Source organism: Peribacillus sp. NPDC097197 (assembly GCF_050278025.1).
In the GTDB taxonomy this organism is placed as follows: domain Bacteria; phylum Bacillota; class Bacilli; order Bacillales; family DSM-1321; genus Peribacillus.
Genome location: NZ_JBNNST010000004.1, coordinates 191,842 through 207,291, shown reverse-complemented (window position 1 = coordinate 207,291; position 15,450 = coordinate 191,842). Strand labels below are relative to the sequence as shown.

13 protein-coding genes and 1 other annotated feature (1 of these 14 only partly in view) are annotated in these 15,450 nt (G+C 41.9%); of the genes, 11 read left to right on the top strand and 2 right to left on the bottom strand.

The window, feature by feature from the left end; translation table 11 throughout:
* Nucleotides 1–133: 133 nt before the first annotated feature.
* The 3 genes from lonB to yihA all read left to right on the top strand — a co-directional run bounded on the left by lonB (nt 134) and on the right by yihA (nt 4,928).
* Nucleotides 134–1,804: an ATP-dependent protease LonB gene (gene lonB / locus ACQKL6_RS07640; protein ID WP_402874629.1), complete on the top strand. Its 1,671-nt coding sequence runs from the start codon at nt 134–136 to the stop codon at nt 1,802–1,804.
* Between the two features lie 224 nt (nt 1,805–2,028).
* The gene (lon, locus tag ACQKL6_RS07635; protein ID WP_427650924.1) at nt 2,029–4,350 is read left to right on the top strand and encodes an endopeptidase La; all 2,322 of its coding nucleotides are present in this window, start codon (nt 2,029–2,031) and stop codon (nt 4,348–4,350) included.
* Nucleotides 4,347–4,928, top strand: coding sequence for a ribosome biogenesis GTP-binding protein YihA/YsxC (gene yihA / locus ACQKL6_RS07630; RefSeq protein WP_402874633.1), 582 nt, complete (start codon nt 4,347–4,349; stop codon nt 4,926–4,928). The genes lon and yihA overlap by 4 nt, the downstream gene beginning before the upstream one ends.
* Before the next feature lie 76 nt (nt 4,929–5,004).
* On the opposite strand, the gene ACQKL6_RS07625 is transcribed toward yihA, so the two are convergent.
* Nucleotides 5,005–5,487, bottom strand: coding sequence for a LiaI-LiaF-like domain-containing protein (locus ACQKL6_RS07625; RefSeq protein ID WP_402875857.1), 483 nt, complete (start codon nt 5,485–5,487; stop codon nt 5,005–5,007).
* 246 nt (nt 5,488–5,733) lie between these two features.
* Here ACQKL6_RS07625 and hemA point away from each other — a divergent pair, with 246 nt between their 5' ends.
* The 8 genes from hemA to ysxE all read left to right on the top strand — a co-directional run bounded on the left by hemA (nt 5,734) and on the right by ysxE (nt 14,952).
* Entirely contained in the window at nt 5,734–7,083 is a 1,350-nt protein-coding gene (gene hemA, locus ACQKL6_RS07620; RefSeq protein WP_402875855.1) for a glutamyl-tRNA reductase, read from the top strand.
* 10 nt (nt 7,084–7,093) lie between these two features.
* Nucleotides 7,094–7,924 carry a cytochrome C assembly family protein gene (locus tag ACQKL6_RS07615; RefSeq protein WP_402986494.1) on the top strand — a complete coding sequence of 277 codons (831 nt, stop codon included), beginning with the start codon at nt 7,094–7,096 and terminating at the stop codon, nt 7,922–7,924.
* Between the two features lie 9 nt (nt 7,925–7,933).
* Nucleotides 7,934–8,866 carry a hydroxymethylbilane synthase gene (gene hemC, locus ACQKL6_RS07610; RefSeq protein WP_427650923.1) on the top strand — a complete coding sequence of 311 codons (933 nt, stop codon included), beginning with the start codon at nt 7,934–7,936 and terminating at the stop codon, nt 8,864–8,866.
* Nucleotides 8,866–9,666, top strand: a complete 801-nt coding sequence (locus ACQKL6_RS07605) for a uroporphyrinogen-III synthase (protein WP_427650922.1) — start codon at nt 8,866–8,868, stop codon at nt 9,664–9,666. The genes hemC and ACQKL6_RS07605 overlap by 1 nt, the downstream gene beginning before the upstream one ends.
* Complete coding sequence (gene hemB, locus ACQKL6_RS07600; RefSeq protein ID WP_402875846.1) at nt 9,663–10,655, top strand: porphobilinogen synthase; 993 nt, start codon at nt 9,663–9,665, stop codon at nt 10,653–10,655. The genes ACQKL6_RS07605 and hemB overlap by 4 nt, the downstream gene beginning before the upstream one ends.
* A 42-nt stretch (nt 10,656–10,697) precedes the next feature.
* The gene (gene hemL, locus ACQKL6_RS07595) at nt 10,698–11,987 is read left to right on the top strand and encodes a glutamate-1-semialdehyde 2,1-aminomutase (protein ID WP_402875844.1); all 1,290 of its coding nucleotides are present in this window, start codon (nt 10,698–10,700) and stop codon (nt 11,985–11,987) included.
* A gap of 186 nt (nt 11,988–12,173) precedes the next feature.
* Nucleotides 12,174–13,787, top strand: a complete 1,614-nt coding sequence (locus tag ACQKL6_RS07590; RefSeq protein WP_427650921.1) for a LysM peptidoglycan-binding domain-containing protein — start codon at nt 12,174–12,176, stop codon at nt 13,785–13,787.
* Nucleotides 13,788–13,881: 94 nt separating this feature from the next.
* Entirely contained in the window at nt 13,882–14,952 is a 1,071-nt protein-coding gene (gene ysxE / locus ACQKL6_RS07585) for a spore coat protein YsxE (RefSeq protein WP_427650920.1), read from the top strand.
* A gap of 57 nt (nt 14,953–15,009) precedes the next feature.
* On the opposite strand, the gene ACQKL6_RS07580 is transcribed toward ysxE, so the two are convergent.
* Entirely contained in the window at nt 15,010–15,162 is a 153-nt protein-coding gene (locus tag ACQKL6_RS07580; protein WP_402875862.1) for a hypothetical protein, read from the bottom strand.
* Between the two features lie 276 nt (nt 15,163–15,438).
* Nucleotides 15,439–15,450: a binding site (T-box leader), on the top strand; it runs 216 nt beyond the window's last position.

Genomic DNA, 15,450 nt, shown 5'->3' with positions numbered 1-15,450 from the left:
TTTTTCATTACCTCAGTGCTTCTAAGTTTATATCTCAAAACACCAAAATTTACATCCCATATTTATTGGATTATTTCGCCCTCCCCTAGGAGATACTATCAGAAATGACAAGGCAGTAGCAGGAGGGAAAACGATGAACTGGACAGGAATAGCGTTATTTATTCAGTTGTTTTTTGGTATTGTGATTGGTTTGTATTTTTTGAATTTATTAAAAGGTCAACGGACACAAAAAGTTTCGATTAACCGTGATTCACGAAAGGAAATGGATCAGCTACAAAGGATGAGGTCCATCTCCCTAACAGAGCCATTGTCAGAAAAGGTGAGGCCGATTACATTTAAGGATATCATCGGTCAGGAGGACGGCATCAAATCTCTAAAAGCAGCTTTATGCGGTCCGAATCCCCAGCATGTGATCATTTATGGCCCTCCAGGAGTGGGGAAAACGGCAGCTGCAAGGATCGTTCTAGAAGAAGCCAAGAAAAATGGGAAGTCTCCTTTCAAGAAGTCGGCAGTCTTTATCGAACTGGATGCAACGACTGCTAGATTCGATGAACGGGGAATAGCCGATCCGTTAATAGGTTCAGTGCACGACCCTATATATCAAGGCGCCGGGGCCATGGGCCAGGCGGGTATCCCGCAACCCAAACAAGGGGCTGTCAGTAATGCTCATGGCGGCGTACTGTTTATAGATGAAATTGGGGAACTCCATCCCATTCAAATGAACAAGTTGTTAAAGGTGCTGGAAGACCGGAAAGTGTTTCTCGAAAGTGCTTATTATCAAGAGGAAAATCAAAATATTCCGACCCATATCCATGATATATTTAAAAATGGACTTCCTGCCGACTTTCGCTTGATTGGGGCTACAACAAGAACGCCTAATGAAATTGCCCCAGCCATTCGTTCAAGGTGCATTGAAGTGTTTTTCCGTGAACTGGACCGTGAGGAAATCGTATCCGTTGCCAAAAATGCTTCCGATAAGGTAGGTATCACTATTAGTGAAAAGGGACTTCAGTCGATTTCGGATTACGCCCGAAATGGAAGGGAAGCTGTCAATATGATTCAAACATTGGCCGGTATCTCCATTAATGAAAATCGAAGCTACATCAGGGAAGAAGATATTGATTGGATGGCTCATAGCAGCCAACTTACACAGAGGATGGACCGGAAAATAGAGTCAAGTCCAAAAATAGGACTGGTTAATGGTCTTGCCGTTTATGGTCCTAACAGTGGGGCTTTGTTGGAAATCGAAGTGACTGTGATGGCTGCTAACGATGATAAAGGTTCAATCAATATTACAGGGATAGTCGAAGAAGAAAGCATTGGTGGTGGAAATGGGAAATCCATTCGTCGCAAAAGCATGGCCAAGGGGTCGATTGAAAATGTCATCACGGTCCTGCGTTCCATGGGCGTTCCAGCCGACCAATTCGATATCCATGTTAACTTCCCAGGCGGCAGCCCTGTGGACGGTCCATCAGCGGGTATAGCGATGGCAACGGGCATATACTCGGCCATCTATAAAATGCCTGTGGATCATACGGTAGCGATGACGGGAGAAATTAGTATTCATGGTGGCGTTAAACCAATCGGAGGCGTCATTCCGAAGATAAAGGCCGCAAAACTGGCTGGGGCAAAGACTGTCATTATTCCAGCTGAAAACATGCAACCGCTGCTGCTGGAAATAAAAGATATCGAGATCATTCCTGTTACGAATGTAAAAGAAGTATTGGATAGGGCGCTGAAGAAAGAGATAATATCCGATCAGATATTAGCCTCCTTGGACCCTTCGAAAAAAGAAAGCGTATAACAGGAGAACCCCGGTTTGAAAAAGACCGGGGCGTTTTCTGGCCGAAAAAAATAATCATGAATTCAGGCGTGCTTTTTCCTCGGAAATTGGAGATAATAAAAGCAATTATACCTGTTAAGGTAAACAAATAGACACTTCTATATAAATAGGATAGAATTGTTAAAAGGTTGATAACTTGGGTAATTAGTTTACAACGACGATACTAAATTTGGAGGTGTCAGGAAATGACTGATCAAGAAATCATCGTTCCCCTCCTGCCGCTAAGAGGACTGCTTGTATATCCAACAATGGTACTTCATTTAGATGTGGGCCGAGATAAATCGGTACAAGCCCTTGAGAAAGCAATGGTGGAAGACCATCTTATATTTTTGACGACACAGAAAGATGTGACGTTGGATGAACCTGGTGAAGAAGATTTATTTACCATGGGTACATTAACAAAAGTAAAACAGATGCTGAAACTTCCAAATGGTACCATCCGTGTTTTAGTGGAAGGTTTAAACCGGGCAGAGGTTAGTGAATTTTATGATTATGAGACACACTATGGTGCGAAGGTTAAAATATATGAAGACAGCGATGAAAAAGATGCGGAACATCAAGCGTTAATGCGCACCTTGCTGGATTATTTTGAACAATACATAAAGATGTCCAAGAAAATAACCGGTGAAACGTTCTCTTCCACTTCAGATATTGAAGAACCGGGTAGATTGGCTGATATCATCGCCTCCCATTTGCCTCTTAAGTTGAAAGAGAAGCAAGAAGTGCTTGAGACCATTGATATGAAAGAGCGCTTAAGCCGGGTGATTGAAATCATCAATAACGAAAAGGAAGTCCTTTTCCTGGAGAAAAAGATCGGTCAGCGTGTCAAACGATCCATGGAACGAACACAAAAAGAATATTATCTACGTGAACAAATGAAGGCCATCCAGAAGGAACTAGGGGATAAAGAAGGTAAGACAGGAGAAATCACCGTCCTTACTGAAAAAATAGAAGAAGCCGATATGCCAGCGCATATTAAAGAAACGGCTTTAAAAGAACTCGACCGGTATGAAAAAGTACCATCCAGTTCAGCTGAAAGCTCCGTTATCCGCAATTACATCGAATGGTTAATATCGCTTCCATGGTCGAATGCCACGAAAGATGATCTTAATATTCATAAAGCGGAAAAAATCCTTAACCGTGACCATTATGGATTGGAAAAGGTCAAAGAACGGGTCCTTGAATACTTGGCTGTCCAGCAGCTGACTAATTCGTTAAAGGGACCGATTCTTTGTTTGGTAGGTCCTCCAGGCGTCGGAAAAACAAGCTTAGCTAAGTCGATTGCCTCATCATTGAACCGGAAGTTTGTTCGAATTTCCCTAGGTGGCGTGCGTGATGAATCGGAAATCCGGGGACACCGCCGCACATATGTAGGGGCCATGCCAGGTAGAATCATCCAAGGGATGAAAAAGGCGGGCACGATTAATCCGGTATTTTTACTGGATGAAGTGGATAAGATGTCCAATGACTTTAGGGGAGACCCATCGGCCGCGATGTTAGAAGTGCTTGACCCGGAACAAAACCATAACTTCAGTGACCATTATATTGAAGAGACGTATAATCTTTCTAAAGTTATGTTCGTTGCGACAGCCAATAATCTTTCAACAATTCCAGGACCGCTTCGTGATCGTATGGAAATCATTTCGATTGCAGGTTATACTGAAATAGAGAAGCTTCATATCGCCAAGGATCACCTACTGCCTAGACAGTTGGAGAATCATGGTCTATTGAAGACACAACTGCAAATCCGTGAAGAAGCCCTTACTAAGATCATTCGTTATTATACTCGGGAAGCCGGTGTCCGTAGTCTAGAACGGCAGCTTGCCAGTATTTGCAGGAAAACGGCGAAGATCATCGTTTCCGGTGATAAAAAACGAGTCGTGATTTCTGATAAGAATGTCGAGGAGTTTTTAGGGAAAACGATGTTCCATTATGGACAAGCGGAGATAGAAAACCAAATAGGTGTCGCTAATGGATTGGCATACACTTCCGTTGGTGGGGATACGTTACAGATCGAGGTATCTCTATCACCAGGAAAAGGAAAGCTCATTTTGACTGGGAAACTTGGCGACGTCATGAAAGAATCAGCTCAGGCTGCTTTCAGTTATGTACGTTCGAAGACCGAGAAACTCCACATCGATACGAACTTCCATGAAAAGTATGATATCCATATCCATGTTCCAGAAGGAGCCGTTCCTAAGGATGGTCCATCTGCAGGCATCACGATTGCAACAGCGTTAATATCGGCTCTAACTAATAGGCCGATCAGAAAAGAGGTAGGCATGACAGGCGAAATTACATTACGCGGACGGGTTCTCCCAATTGGGGGCCTTAAGGAAAAATCCTTAGCGGCTCATCGGGCAGGACTTACGAAAATCATCATCCCGCAAGATAACGAAAAGGATATTGATGATATCCCGGAAAGTGTCCGTAAAGAATTAATATTTGTTCCAGTTTCACATGTTGATGAAGTCCTAGAACATGCATTGGTAGGTGTGGACGAATGAAAGTAACAAGTTCAGATATTGTCATCAGTGCCGTTAAGCCTGAACAATATCCTAACACCCCCATTCCGGAATTTGCCTTAGCTGGTCGTTCCAATGTCGGGAAATCAAGTTTCATCAATAAATTGATCAATCGAAAAAATTTAGCGCGGACTTCTTCCAAGCCAGGAAAGACGCAAACGCTGAATTTCTATATCATAAATGAAGCCATGCATTTTGTGGATGTACCTGGTTACGGGTATGCAAAGGTTTCTAAAAGCGAACGTGATGCGTGGGGGAGAATGATTGAAACATATTTCACCTCCCGTGAACAGCTTCGTGCAGCGATATTGGTCGTTGATTTACGCCATCCGCCGACTAAAGATGATATAGCCATGTATGAGTTCCTGAAGCATTACGATTTGCCAAGAATCGTGATAGCGACGAAAGCGGACAAAATCCCAAAAGGGAAATGGCAAAAACATCTTAAAATCACACGCCAAACGCTTAATCTGGAAAAAGAAGATGAATTGCTTCTTTTCTCAGGTGAAACCGGAGAAGGTAAAGAACAAGTCTGGGGCGTTTTGAAGAAATACATGTAAGAGCTAAAGGACATTCCCTAAGTGGAATGCCCTTCTCTTCTTAATGAAAAAAGGTCTCCCATCGGGGAGGCCTTTTTCATTTTCTTCGAAGTAAGATATACACACCAATTGCGATTAAAACAAATGGCCAAAATTTTTCTATATTATAGGTTCCTGTTTCCAGTATTCCGAAAGATGAGGTGATTTTGTCATAAAACAAAGTGAGGATCGCTATGAAGAATAAAATCATCCCGTGCATCATGCCTGTATTCGTTTTACGTGTCCTAAGAATAAAACCTAGAGAAATGATTAAAATAAAGATACCAAGGCTATCCGGCCAAATCTCGAGGTTATTGGCGATATGGAAATGGGCGCCGAATCCGAGCAGGATGACACCCGGAAGGATGGATTCATACTCACTCCCACTGTAGGCCTGGATTAAAAAGGCAATACCGACAATACATAATAGTGTAGGCCAGCTAAAGAAACCTGGGAAAATTTCAATTCGTGAATGTTCAAGAAAAAAATAAAGTCCGAAACCGATTAAAATGATTCCGGGAAAAATTCGTTGCTTTTTCATTTTATCCTCCTATCAATTCGATTACTTGAAGTTTATTGGTATTTTTGATATGGTTCTTTTGTACACAATGTCGAAATATGTATTTAATATAAAAATACGGCTTATACATTCACTATATTAGTGGGTGAACAAGCTTTCTTATTATGGTAGCATACGTTCATAAACTGTTCATATATTTTTTTGTTTCAGTTTTTGTACATGGTATAATGAAGGTACATGAAAAATTTTGGGGGTGCAAAAGAAAAGATGCATATTCTAGCGGTTGGTATCAATTACAAAACTGCCCCTGTAGAAATTCGGGAAAAATTGTCGTTTAATGAAGCCGAACTTGCCGAGGCAATGAAAGCTCTTAAAAATAAAAAAAGTATTTTGGAGAATGTCATTATTTCCACATGCAATAGAACGGAAATATATGCGGTAGGTGATCAACTTCATACTAGCCGATACTATATTAAGGAATTCCTTTCTGAGTGGTTTCACATCGATAAAGAGGAGTTTTCTAAATATCTGTTTTTCTATGAAGGGGACGCTGCTGTTGAGCATTTATTTTCAGTTACATGTGGCCTGAACTCCATGATTCTTGGGGAAACGCAGATTTTGGGACAAGTTCGCTCGAGTTATATGTTGGGACAGAAGGAAGATACAATAGGAACGGTTTCTAATCATCTTTTCAAGCAAGCCCTTACACTGGCCAAGAAAGCCCATTCGGAAACGGAAATCAATACGAATGCAGTTTCCGTGAGCTATGCGGCCGTTGAATTGGCGAAGAAAATCTTTGGAAGCTTAAGTGGCAAGAATGTGCTGATTCTCGGAGCAGGTAAAATGGGTGAATTGGCGATTCAAAATCTTCACAGTAATGGTGCGGATAGCATTACTGTCATCAATCGTACTTATCAGAAGGCGGTTGATTTAGCTGAGAGATTTAATGGAGATGCAAAACAGCTTCAGGAACTGCAATGTGCATTGGTGGAAGCGGATATCTTAATTACGTCCACTGGATCGAAAGACCTTCTCGTCACAAAAGAAATGATGACATTTGTGAACAAGCTTCGCAAAGGCCGTCCTATCTTCATGGTGGATATCGCTGTTCCACGTGACTTGGATCCAACGTTGGCTGAACTGGAAAACGTATTCCTATACGACATCGATGACCTTGAAGGAATCGTACAAGCGAATATCGAAGAACGTAAGAAAGCTGCTGAAAAGATTGGCTTAATGATTGAATTCGAGATTGTTGAATTTAATCAGTGGATGAATTTGCTTGGTGTGGTGCCAGTTATTTCGTCCCTACGGGAAAAATCGTTATCGATTCAAAAGGAAACGATGGAGAGCATTGAAAGAAAGCTCCCACACTTGAGTGAACGTGATATAAAAGTATTGAACAAACATACGAAGAGCATCATTAATCAAATGCTGAGGGATCCGATTTTATATGCCAAAGAACTGGCAGAGGAACCAAATGCAAAAGAACAATTGAATAATTTTGTGAAAATCTTTCATTTAGAGGAATTGGTTGAAGAAAAGATGGTAGAGGACAATGAAACTGAAAAGGCACATGCGAAGTCTTCTCTACTAAATCCAGTTCCTGTCCATTAATGAGGTAGATATGGAATTACTAATGACAAGGTTACATGAAGGTACTGTATTGTTATATGCCGTCAGTATGCTGTTATATTTCTTCGATTTTCTAAATAATAACCAGAAGGCTAATAAAATCGCCTTCTGGTTGCTTTCTATTGTTTGGGTACTGCAAACAATTTTTTTATTTCTTTATGTAATGAAAACGGGAAGATTTCCGATCTTGACGATTTTCGAAGGGCTATATTTTTATGCTTGGCTCCTCGTTTCATTATCATTGATTATTAACCGGTTGTTACGGGTCGATTTTATCGTATTCTTTACTAATCTACTTGGGTTCATGGTGATGGCTATCCATACGTTTGCCCCTGTCCAGATAGAATCGGAAGTCCTTGCACAACAGCTGGTTTCTGAGCTTTTATTTATTCATATCACGTTTGCCTTACTATCTTATAGTGCTTTTACTCTTTCATTCGTGTTTTCCTTACTCTACTTGATTCAATATGACTTATTGAAGCGAAAGAAATGGGGTAAGCGGTTGCTTCGACTGGGTGATTTGACGAAGCTTGAAAATCTGTCGTATGTTCTCGCTGTAATCGGCGTTCCGTTATTGGGGGTATCTTTGATACTGGGCATTCAGTGGGCCAATCTTAAATTACCAGGTGTTTCTTGGTTGGATATGAAAATTATCGGTTCGTTTGTTATATTGATAGGATACAGTGTTTATTTATACTTGAAAATCCGAAAACAGGTTTATGGCAGGGCTTTGGCCTTTTTGAATATTGGATTCTTCATGATTGTATTAATTAACTTTTTCCTTTTTGGAAGTCTTTCATCATTCCATGTTTGGAATACATAGGAGGAAACTATGAGAAAAATCATTGTCGGTTCTAGACGTAGTAAACTAGCGATTACCCAAACGAATTGGGTGATTAATCAACTTAAGGAACTTGGCCTTCCCTACGAGTTCGAAGTGAAGGAAATAGTCACGAAAGGTGACCAGATCCTAGATGTGACGCTTTCGAAAGTAGGCGGTAAGGGACTATTTGTTAAAGAAATCGAACAGGCCATGCTGAATAAGGAAATTGATATGGCTGTACATAGCATGAAGGATATGCCAGCGGTGCTTCCAGAAGGATTGACGATTGGCTGCATTCCACCAAGAGAAGATCACCGTGATGCATTGATTTCAAAGAATCATGAAAAGCTTTCTGAATTGAAACCGGGCTCTATTGTCGGAACAAGCAGTTTGCGTCGCAGTGCCCAAATCTTGTCAAGAAGACCGGATCTTGAAATTAAATGGATTCGCGGGAATATTGATACCCGTTTGGATAAACTAAAAAATGAAGAGTATGACGCCATCATTCTAGCTGCTGCAGGTCTTGCTAGAATGGGTTGGAAAAAAGACGTCGTAACGGAATTTTTAGATGAAGACATTTGTTTACCGGCTGTTGGCCAAGGAGCCCTTTCCATCGAGTGCCGTGCAGATGATCATGATTTATTGTCTGAGCTTGCTAAATTCACGTGTGAAAATACGAAAAAGACCGTAGAAGCTGAACGTGCCTTTTTAGATAAAATGGAAGGTGGCTGCCAGGTGCCGATTGCAGGATTGGCAGTTGCAAAAGACAATGGAGATGTTTCCTTAACAGCTTTAGTCGCTTCCCCGGATGGTAAAGTGATTTATAAAGAAATGGCTGAGGGCTCAAATCCTGAAGCAGTTGGCCTTGAGGCTGCTAGACTGATTAGTGAATTCGGTGGCAAAGAGTTGATTGATCGTGTAAAAGAGGAGCTTGATCAGTAATGAAGCCGTTTTTGCCTCTTAAAGATTATCAGGTTTTAATCACCAGAGGGAAAGGGCAGGCAGAGGGTTTGCAAACCTTAGTGAAAAAAAATGGGGGAACTCCTCTGATGGTGCCGTTGCTTGAGTTTACCCTTCCAGAAAATCTGGAAGAGGTACAAGAACGATTGAATCGATTGAACAGCTATGACTGGGTCATATTAACGAGCAAGAATGGTGTCGATTTTTTGTTCAGGCTGCTCGGCAAGCAACAACATGTGGTGCTTCCGAAAATAGCCGTCATTGGATCCAAAACGGAAGAGGCTTTGAACGCGTATGGATATGAAGCGGATTTTGTTCCATCCGAATATGTTGCAGAAAGTTTTGTTTCGGAGTTTATTACTCACCTCGAACCCGGTGAACGTGTCCTCCTTGCGAAAGGGAACCTCGCAAGGACGGTCATAGCGGAGGCCATTAATGAAACGAGTGCATCGTGTGATGAAATGATTATCTATCACACCATACTTCCACAAGAGAGCGAAAGACAACTGGTCCAATTAATCTTGAACGGGAAAGTGGATATCATCACCTTTACAAGCTCTTCCACGGTGAATCACTTTATACAGATCATTGAACAATATGAATTGAATACATACATAAAAGATCTTGTCATTGCTTGTATCGGACCGATTTGTGCCAGGACGGCATCGAGAAATGGTTTACATGTTTCTATATGTCCTGATGTCTATACAACAGAAGCGATGGTTGAGGAAGTAGTACGATATATTATTAAAAAGAATCCTAAAGGAGGAACCATAAAATGAAAGATATTTTATTCAATCGTCACCGCCGCCTGCGTGCAAGTGCCGGCATGAGGGCTTTGGTCCGTGAAACATACGTACATAAAGAGGATTTAATCTACCCGATTTTCATCATCGACGGCGAGAACATAAAAACGGAAATCGCCTCCATGCCAGGAATTTACCAGCTTTCGATGGATAATCTAGCGGCAGAGATGGATGAGGTCGTGGGTCTTGGCATTAAATCAGTCATTTTATTCGGTGTTCCATTTGAACATGATAAGGATGAACAAGGCACTGGAGCCTTTCATCATAATGGACTTGTCCAACAAGCGACCCGACTCATCAAAAAACAATACCCTGAAGTCATGGTCATTGCCGACACATGCTTATGTGAATACACAAGCCATGGTCACTGTGGAGTAGTTGAGGGAGACAAAATATTAAATGATGCGTCACTTGACCTTCTTGCCAAAACGGCCATCAGCCAAGCAGAAGCAGGTGCAGATATCATTGCCCCTTCTAATATGATGGATGGATTTGTTGCGGCCATCCGTGCAGGACTAGATGAAGCGGGTTACGAAGATATCCCGATCATGTCTTATGCTGTGAAATATTCGTCCGCTTTTTATGGTCCTTTCCGTGATGCGGCCAATGGGGCTCCTCAGTTCGGCGACCGGAAAACGTACCAAATGGACCCGGCTAACCGTCTAGAAGCTTTCCGTGAAGCAGAATCCGATGTAGAAGAAGGAGCCGACTTCTTAATCGTGAAACCAGCTCTTTCCTACATGGATGTCATCAGGGACATGAAAAATACCTTCACACTTCCGATTGTGGCTTATAACGTAAGTGGGGAATATTCAATGGTGAAGGCTGCCGCCCAAAACGGCTGGATCGATGAAAAATCAATCGTAATGGAAATGATGACAGGCTTCAAACGAGCAGGTTCTGACTTGATCATTACTTATTTTTCAAAAGATGTAGCCCGTTGGATAGATGAAGATAATAAGTGAGGAAAAAATAATATAGTTTATTAGAGAAAAGGGGACGGATACATGCGTTCATACGAAAACTCAAAAAAGGCGTTTGCCGAAGCTAAAGACCTGATGCCAGGGGGCGTAAATAGTCCTGTCCGTGCCTTCAAGTCAGTGGATATGGATCCCATTTTCATGGAACGGGGTAAAGGATCCAAACTCTATGATATTGATGGTAACGAATATATTGACTACGTTCTTTCATGGGGTCCACTTATTCTTGGTCACACGAATGACCGTGTAGTTGAGGCATTGAAAAAGGTAGCAGAATCAGGTACAAGCTTCGGTACTTCTACGCTGATTGAAAATGAACTGGCTAAGCTAGTCATCGAGAGGGTCCCTTCAATCGAAATGATCCGAATGGTTTCTTCAGGAACAGAAGCTACGATGAGTGCATTGAGATTGGCGCGTGGCTATACAGGCCGCGATAAAATCCTGAAATTTGAAGGGTCTTATCATGGACATGGTGATTCCTTGCTGATTAAGGCCGGCTCTGGTGTGGCTACGCTCGGCTTACCTGATAGTCCAGGAGTGCCTGAAGGAATTGCAAAGAATACCATCACGGTACCATATAATGATCTTGCAGCCACTAAATACGCGTTCGAACAGTTTGGTGAAGATATCGCCTGTATAATCGTCGAGCCGGTTGCAGGGAATATGGGAGTCGTACCGCCACAACCTGGTTTCCTTGAAGGACTACGTGACTTGACGACCCAATACGGATCCTTATTGATCTTTGATGAAGTCATGACAGGCTTCCGAGTAGGTTATAACTGTGCTCAAGGTTATTTCGGCGTTGATCCGGACTTGACTTGCCTAGGTAAAGTGATCGGCGGCGGTTTACCTGTCGGGGCTTTCGGCGGCAAACGTAAAATCATGGAGCAAGTAGCCCCAAGCGGTAATATTTATCAAGCAGGTACATTATCTGGTAACCCTCTTGCGATGACAGCAGGACTTGAAACCCTGAGTCAATTGACACCTGAATCGTATGATGAGTTTACCCGTAAAGGCGATATGCTTGAAAAAGGAATCGGGGAAGCGGCGAAACAATATGGCATTCCCTATACATTCAACCGTGCCGGTTCAATGATCGGACTTTTCTTTACAAATGAAGATGTAGTGAACTATGATACAGCCAAAACATCTGATTTAGAGTTTTTTGCATCGTACTACCGGGAAATGGCGAACCAAGGGATTTATCTTCCGCCTTCTCAATACGAAGGCTTATTCCTATCAACGGCTCATAGCGATGAAGACATTGAAAAAACAATCGCAGCAGCTGAAAAAGCTTTCGCTACATTGAAAAAATAATCGTAAGGGTTTCCCCATTCCGGGGAAGCCCTTTTTTATTTGTGATGATTTCCCCCCTCCGTTCAACCGTTTGTTCGATTCATTCATCCATTTTTCCCATTGATTAAAGGAATAATCATTTCCCTTTCCTCATAGATTGTTATTGGTATAGGTACTGTTTTTCTGAAGCTGAAAGGAGGAGTTGTCTTGTCGCAAGAAAACGAATCGTATTTGCGATTTTCTTTGGAAGAGTCCGTTTGGTTTCATAAGGGACAGGAAGTGGCTGAGCTCTATTCCATATCCCTCGATCCAAATGTGACGATCCAGGAAAGCGATCAATATGTGTTTATCCGGGGTTCATTAGATTTAAGTGGTGAATACAAAGACTCGCAAAACGGTGATTATGAGGAATTTCCTCAAAGCTTTTTGCCGAAAGCCGTTCAAAAGGTTGAGAGGCATCCAGATGGTCTCAATGAATTCACACACCGATTTCCGGTTGATATAACGATACCGAATAACCGAATCTCCTCATTGGAGGAAATCGATATCACGATTCAGAGTTTTGACTATGCCCTGCCTGAACATAACTGCCTAAAATTACAGGCGGATTTGTTGATAACCGGTATTTACAATGATTCCTATGTGGAAGAGCGCATGGAAGTAGATCAAGAGACCGAGGAGACTGAGTTTCTTGAGGAATCAGATGAAGAAAATGAATCATACGTTCCATATGCGGCTGCAGAACCACCCGTCCCTGATTTCCATCATGTCTTCCGCAATGACGAGCAAAGTGATCTATACACGCCATTTTCCGCAGAAGCAAAACGAGTCGCGGAAGCAAAAGAGGATGAAGAAGAGGAACCGGTATACCTAAGCAATCATCAACATAACGCCCCTGTTTTTGAAATTCCTGTATCCCCATTTCCTGAGGAGATGCAGTGGGAAGCCGAGGTCAACAGACAGGATAACGACATAGAGACGCAAGTGAAAAGAAGAGTAATTGAAATTGAGGAAGAGAAAAATGAGACTCCTGTTTCCAAGGAAAAGTGGCCAGCATCGTTTGAGACAGAAAAAGGAGGAAGAATTGAAGAGCAGGTTAAAAGAAGGGTGGATGAGATAGAGGGAGGAAAAGGAGAAAGTATCGAGGAACAGGTCAAAAGGCGAGTGGATGAAATCGAGGCAAAAAAAGATGCAGAGAACAAAGGAAACATCGAGGAACAGGTCAAAAGAAGAGTGGCTGAGATAGAAGATAAAAAAGGAAAACGTATTGAAACCGAAGTGAAAAGAAAAGTCGCTGAAATAGAAGAAGAAAAGGAAGGCTCCGTTTATTTGACCGATGTGGAAAATGTGCCAGTGGTTAAAATCCCGGGTTCGCCTCATCAAGAACAGGATGTCATCGTCAATAGGCAAGATGACAATCTAAGTGATGAGAATGAATCCTCAAGCCTCGAAAAGGATCCGGAATCCCTTTCATCTTTGACCGATCTATTCAAAAGAAGAGAAAAACCCGAAAAACAGGCAAAAGAAATGAAAAATTATAAAGGCAGAAAAAAGCAAAATGCCGAACAAGGTGAAAAAGAAAACCAGGATAATGCGGATAAGCAACACACCATCATGGATCTTTTCGGAAGAAAGCAGGAAGAAGAATTGGTCAGGATGAAGGTCTGTATTGTACAGCAGGGGGAAACGATAGATGATCTGGCCCAGCGTTATGGCGTCACGGTACAATCCTTGCTTCTTAGTAATGAACTAGAAGGCAATCAGAGCGTTACCGAAGGGCAAGTCATTTACATTCCAAAGTCCATTGCTTACAAAAACTAATCACAAGCAGTAAGCAGGGCCTTGGCTCTGCTCCTGCTTTATCTTGCATTTCAAACGATTGGCGAGCTTTTTTAAAAGAAAGTGAGTGAGTCTCGTGAGGGAAAACGAGAATCAACAAAAGAATATTCAGGATAGTGATTCAGCCTATGTCTTAAAAGAATACGCGCTTTATGTACAATATATCGAGGACTTTGGACGAGTGAAAAAAGTGTATAGCGACCGTGGAACCTTTGCCTTGAAATCGATTACGCCCCACAATGGAATGGACTTTATCCGAAATATCCAAACATTGTATCACCGGGGATATAACCGAATCGTGCCTATTTACCAAACGATGGACCAGCGCTATGCCGTGCTTCATAATGGCCGATTATATTACCTGATGCCTTGGTTGAATAATGAAGAAAATGGCGAACGTGATGAGAAACATAAGCAAATGTTCAGGGAACTTGCACGGATGCATACACTGTCTGTGAAAGAAACAGAGGTGGATACAGAGGAGCGGGAAGCTCATTATGAAAGAACGCTGAGTGAGTGGAATACGCAGAAGGACTTTATGGAGGAGTACATTGTCACCTGTGAAAGAAAGTGGTATATGTCTCCATTTGAGATGTCGGTCTGCACCTTTTTTACGGATATCACCCAGGCATTGAACTACTCTATCAAAAAGTTTGAAACATGGTTCGAAAAGACAAAGGAAAGCGAAAAAGTAAGGACCGTCCTCACCCACGGAAAGGTTTCATTGAAGCACTTTGTATATGATGAACGAGGATATGGTTACTTTATCAATTTCGAGAATTCGAATACGGCCCCTCCCCATTTTGACTTACTACCTTTTCTCGTCAAAACGGCGAGGACCTATCCAGTCCAATGTGATGATTGCGTCGATTGGCTTTATAATTATCTTCGTTTCTTTCCTTTGAAAGAAGAGGAAATGCTGCTGATGCAAAGTTATTTGGCTTTCCCGGGATCAGCACTGGATGTGGTGAAGAACTATTCCGAGGGTAAAGGTCTAAGGACGGAACTGTATAATGTCACGAAGCTGCAACGACAATTCTGGCTTTTGAAGAATGTGGAATATATGGTGATGAAGGTCGAGGAAGTCGAAAAACAGAAAAAAGCGGCTGCCGAGGCGGCCAAAGAGGAACAATCGCCCCCAAGCTAAATATACATGAATGGATGAATATCCAATCATGTATATTTTTTTGTTGTAGGGGAATAATTATATCCATTCTAAATATAGCGACATGGCTAAGAAAATAAAGGCGACCAACAGGAGCATATCGAAGAAAGTTGGAAATATTAACGTACGTATTCCTTGAAAAACAATGAAGGGGACAATGAATTGCTGACAAACACCGCGGAACTTTTTCATCCAAGGTGGCAACGTATAAGGTGAGTATTTTCGTCTCAAGATTGCACCTTCCTTTGTAGGACTTCTTTTATTGTATGGGAGGGCTGCGAAACATGTGAGAAATGCGGAACATCATGAAACGTTGATGGTATAATAGGAAGATCGCTCTGTTCTTGTGAGCCTCCCTTAGTGAATAGGGCCATACTTACGAAAGTAAACGAAAAGATGATTGACTCGACCCCCCTTTTTTTTGTACTATATACTATATGCAATTAATGATTTTACATATGAATATAAATGAATGTAAAG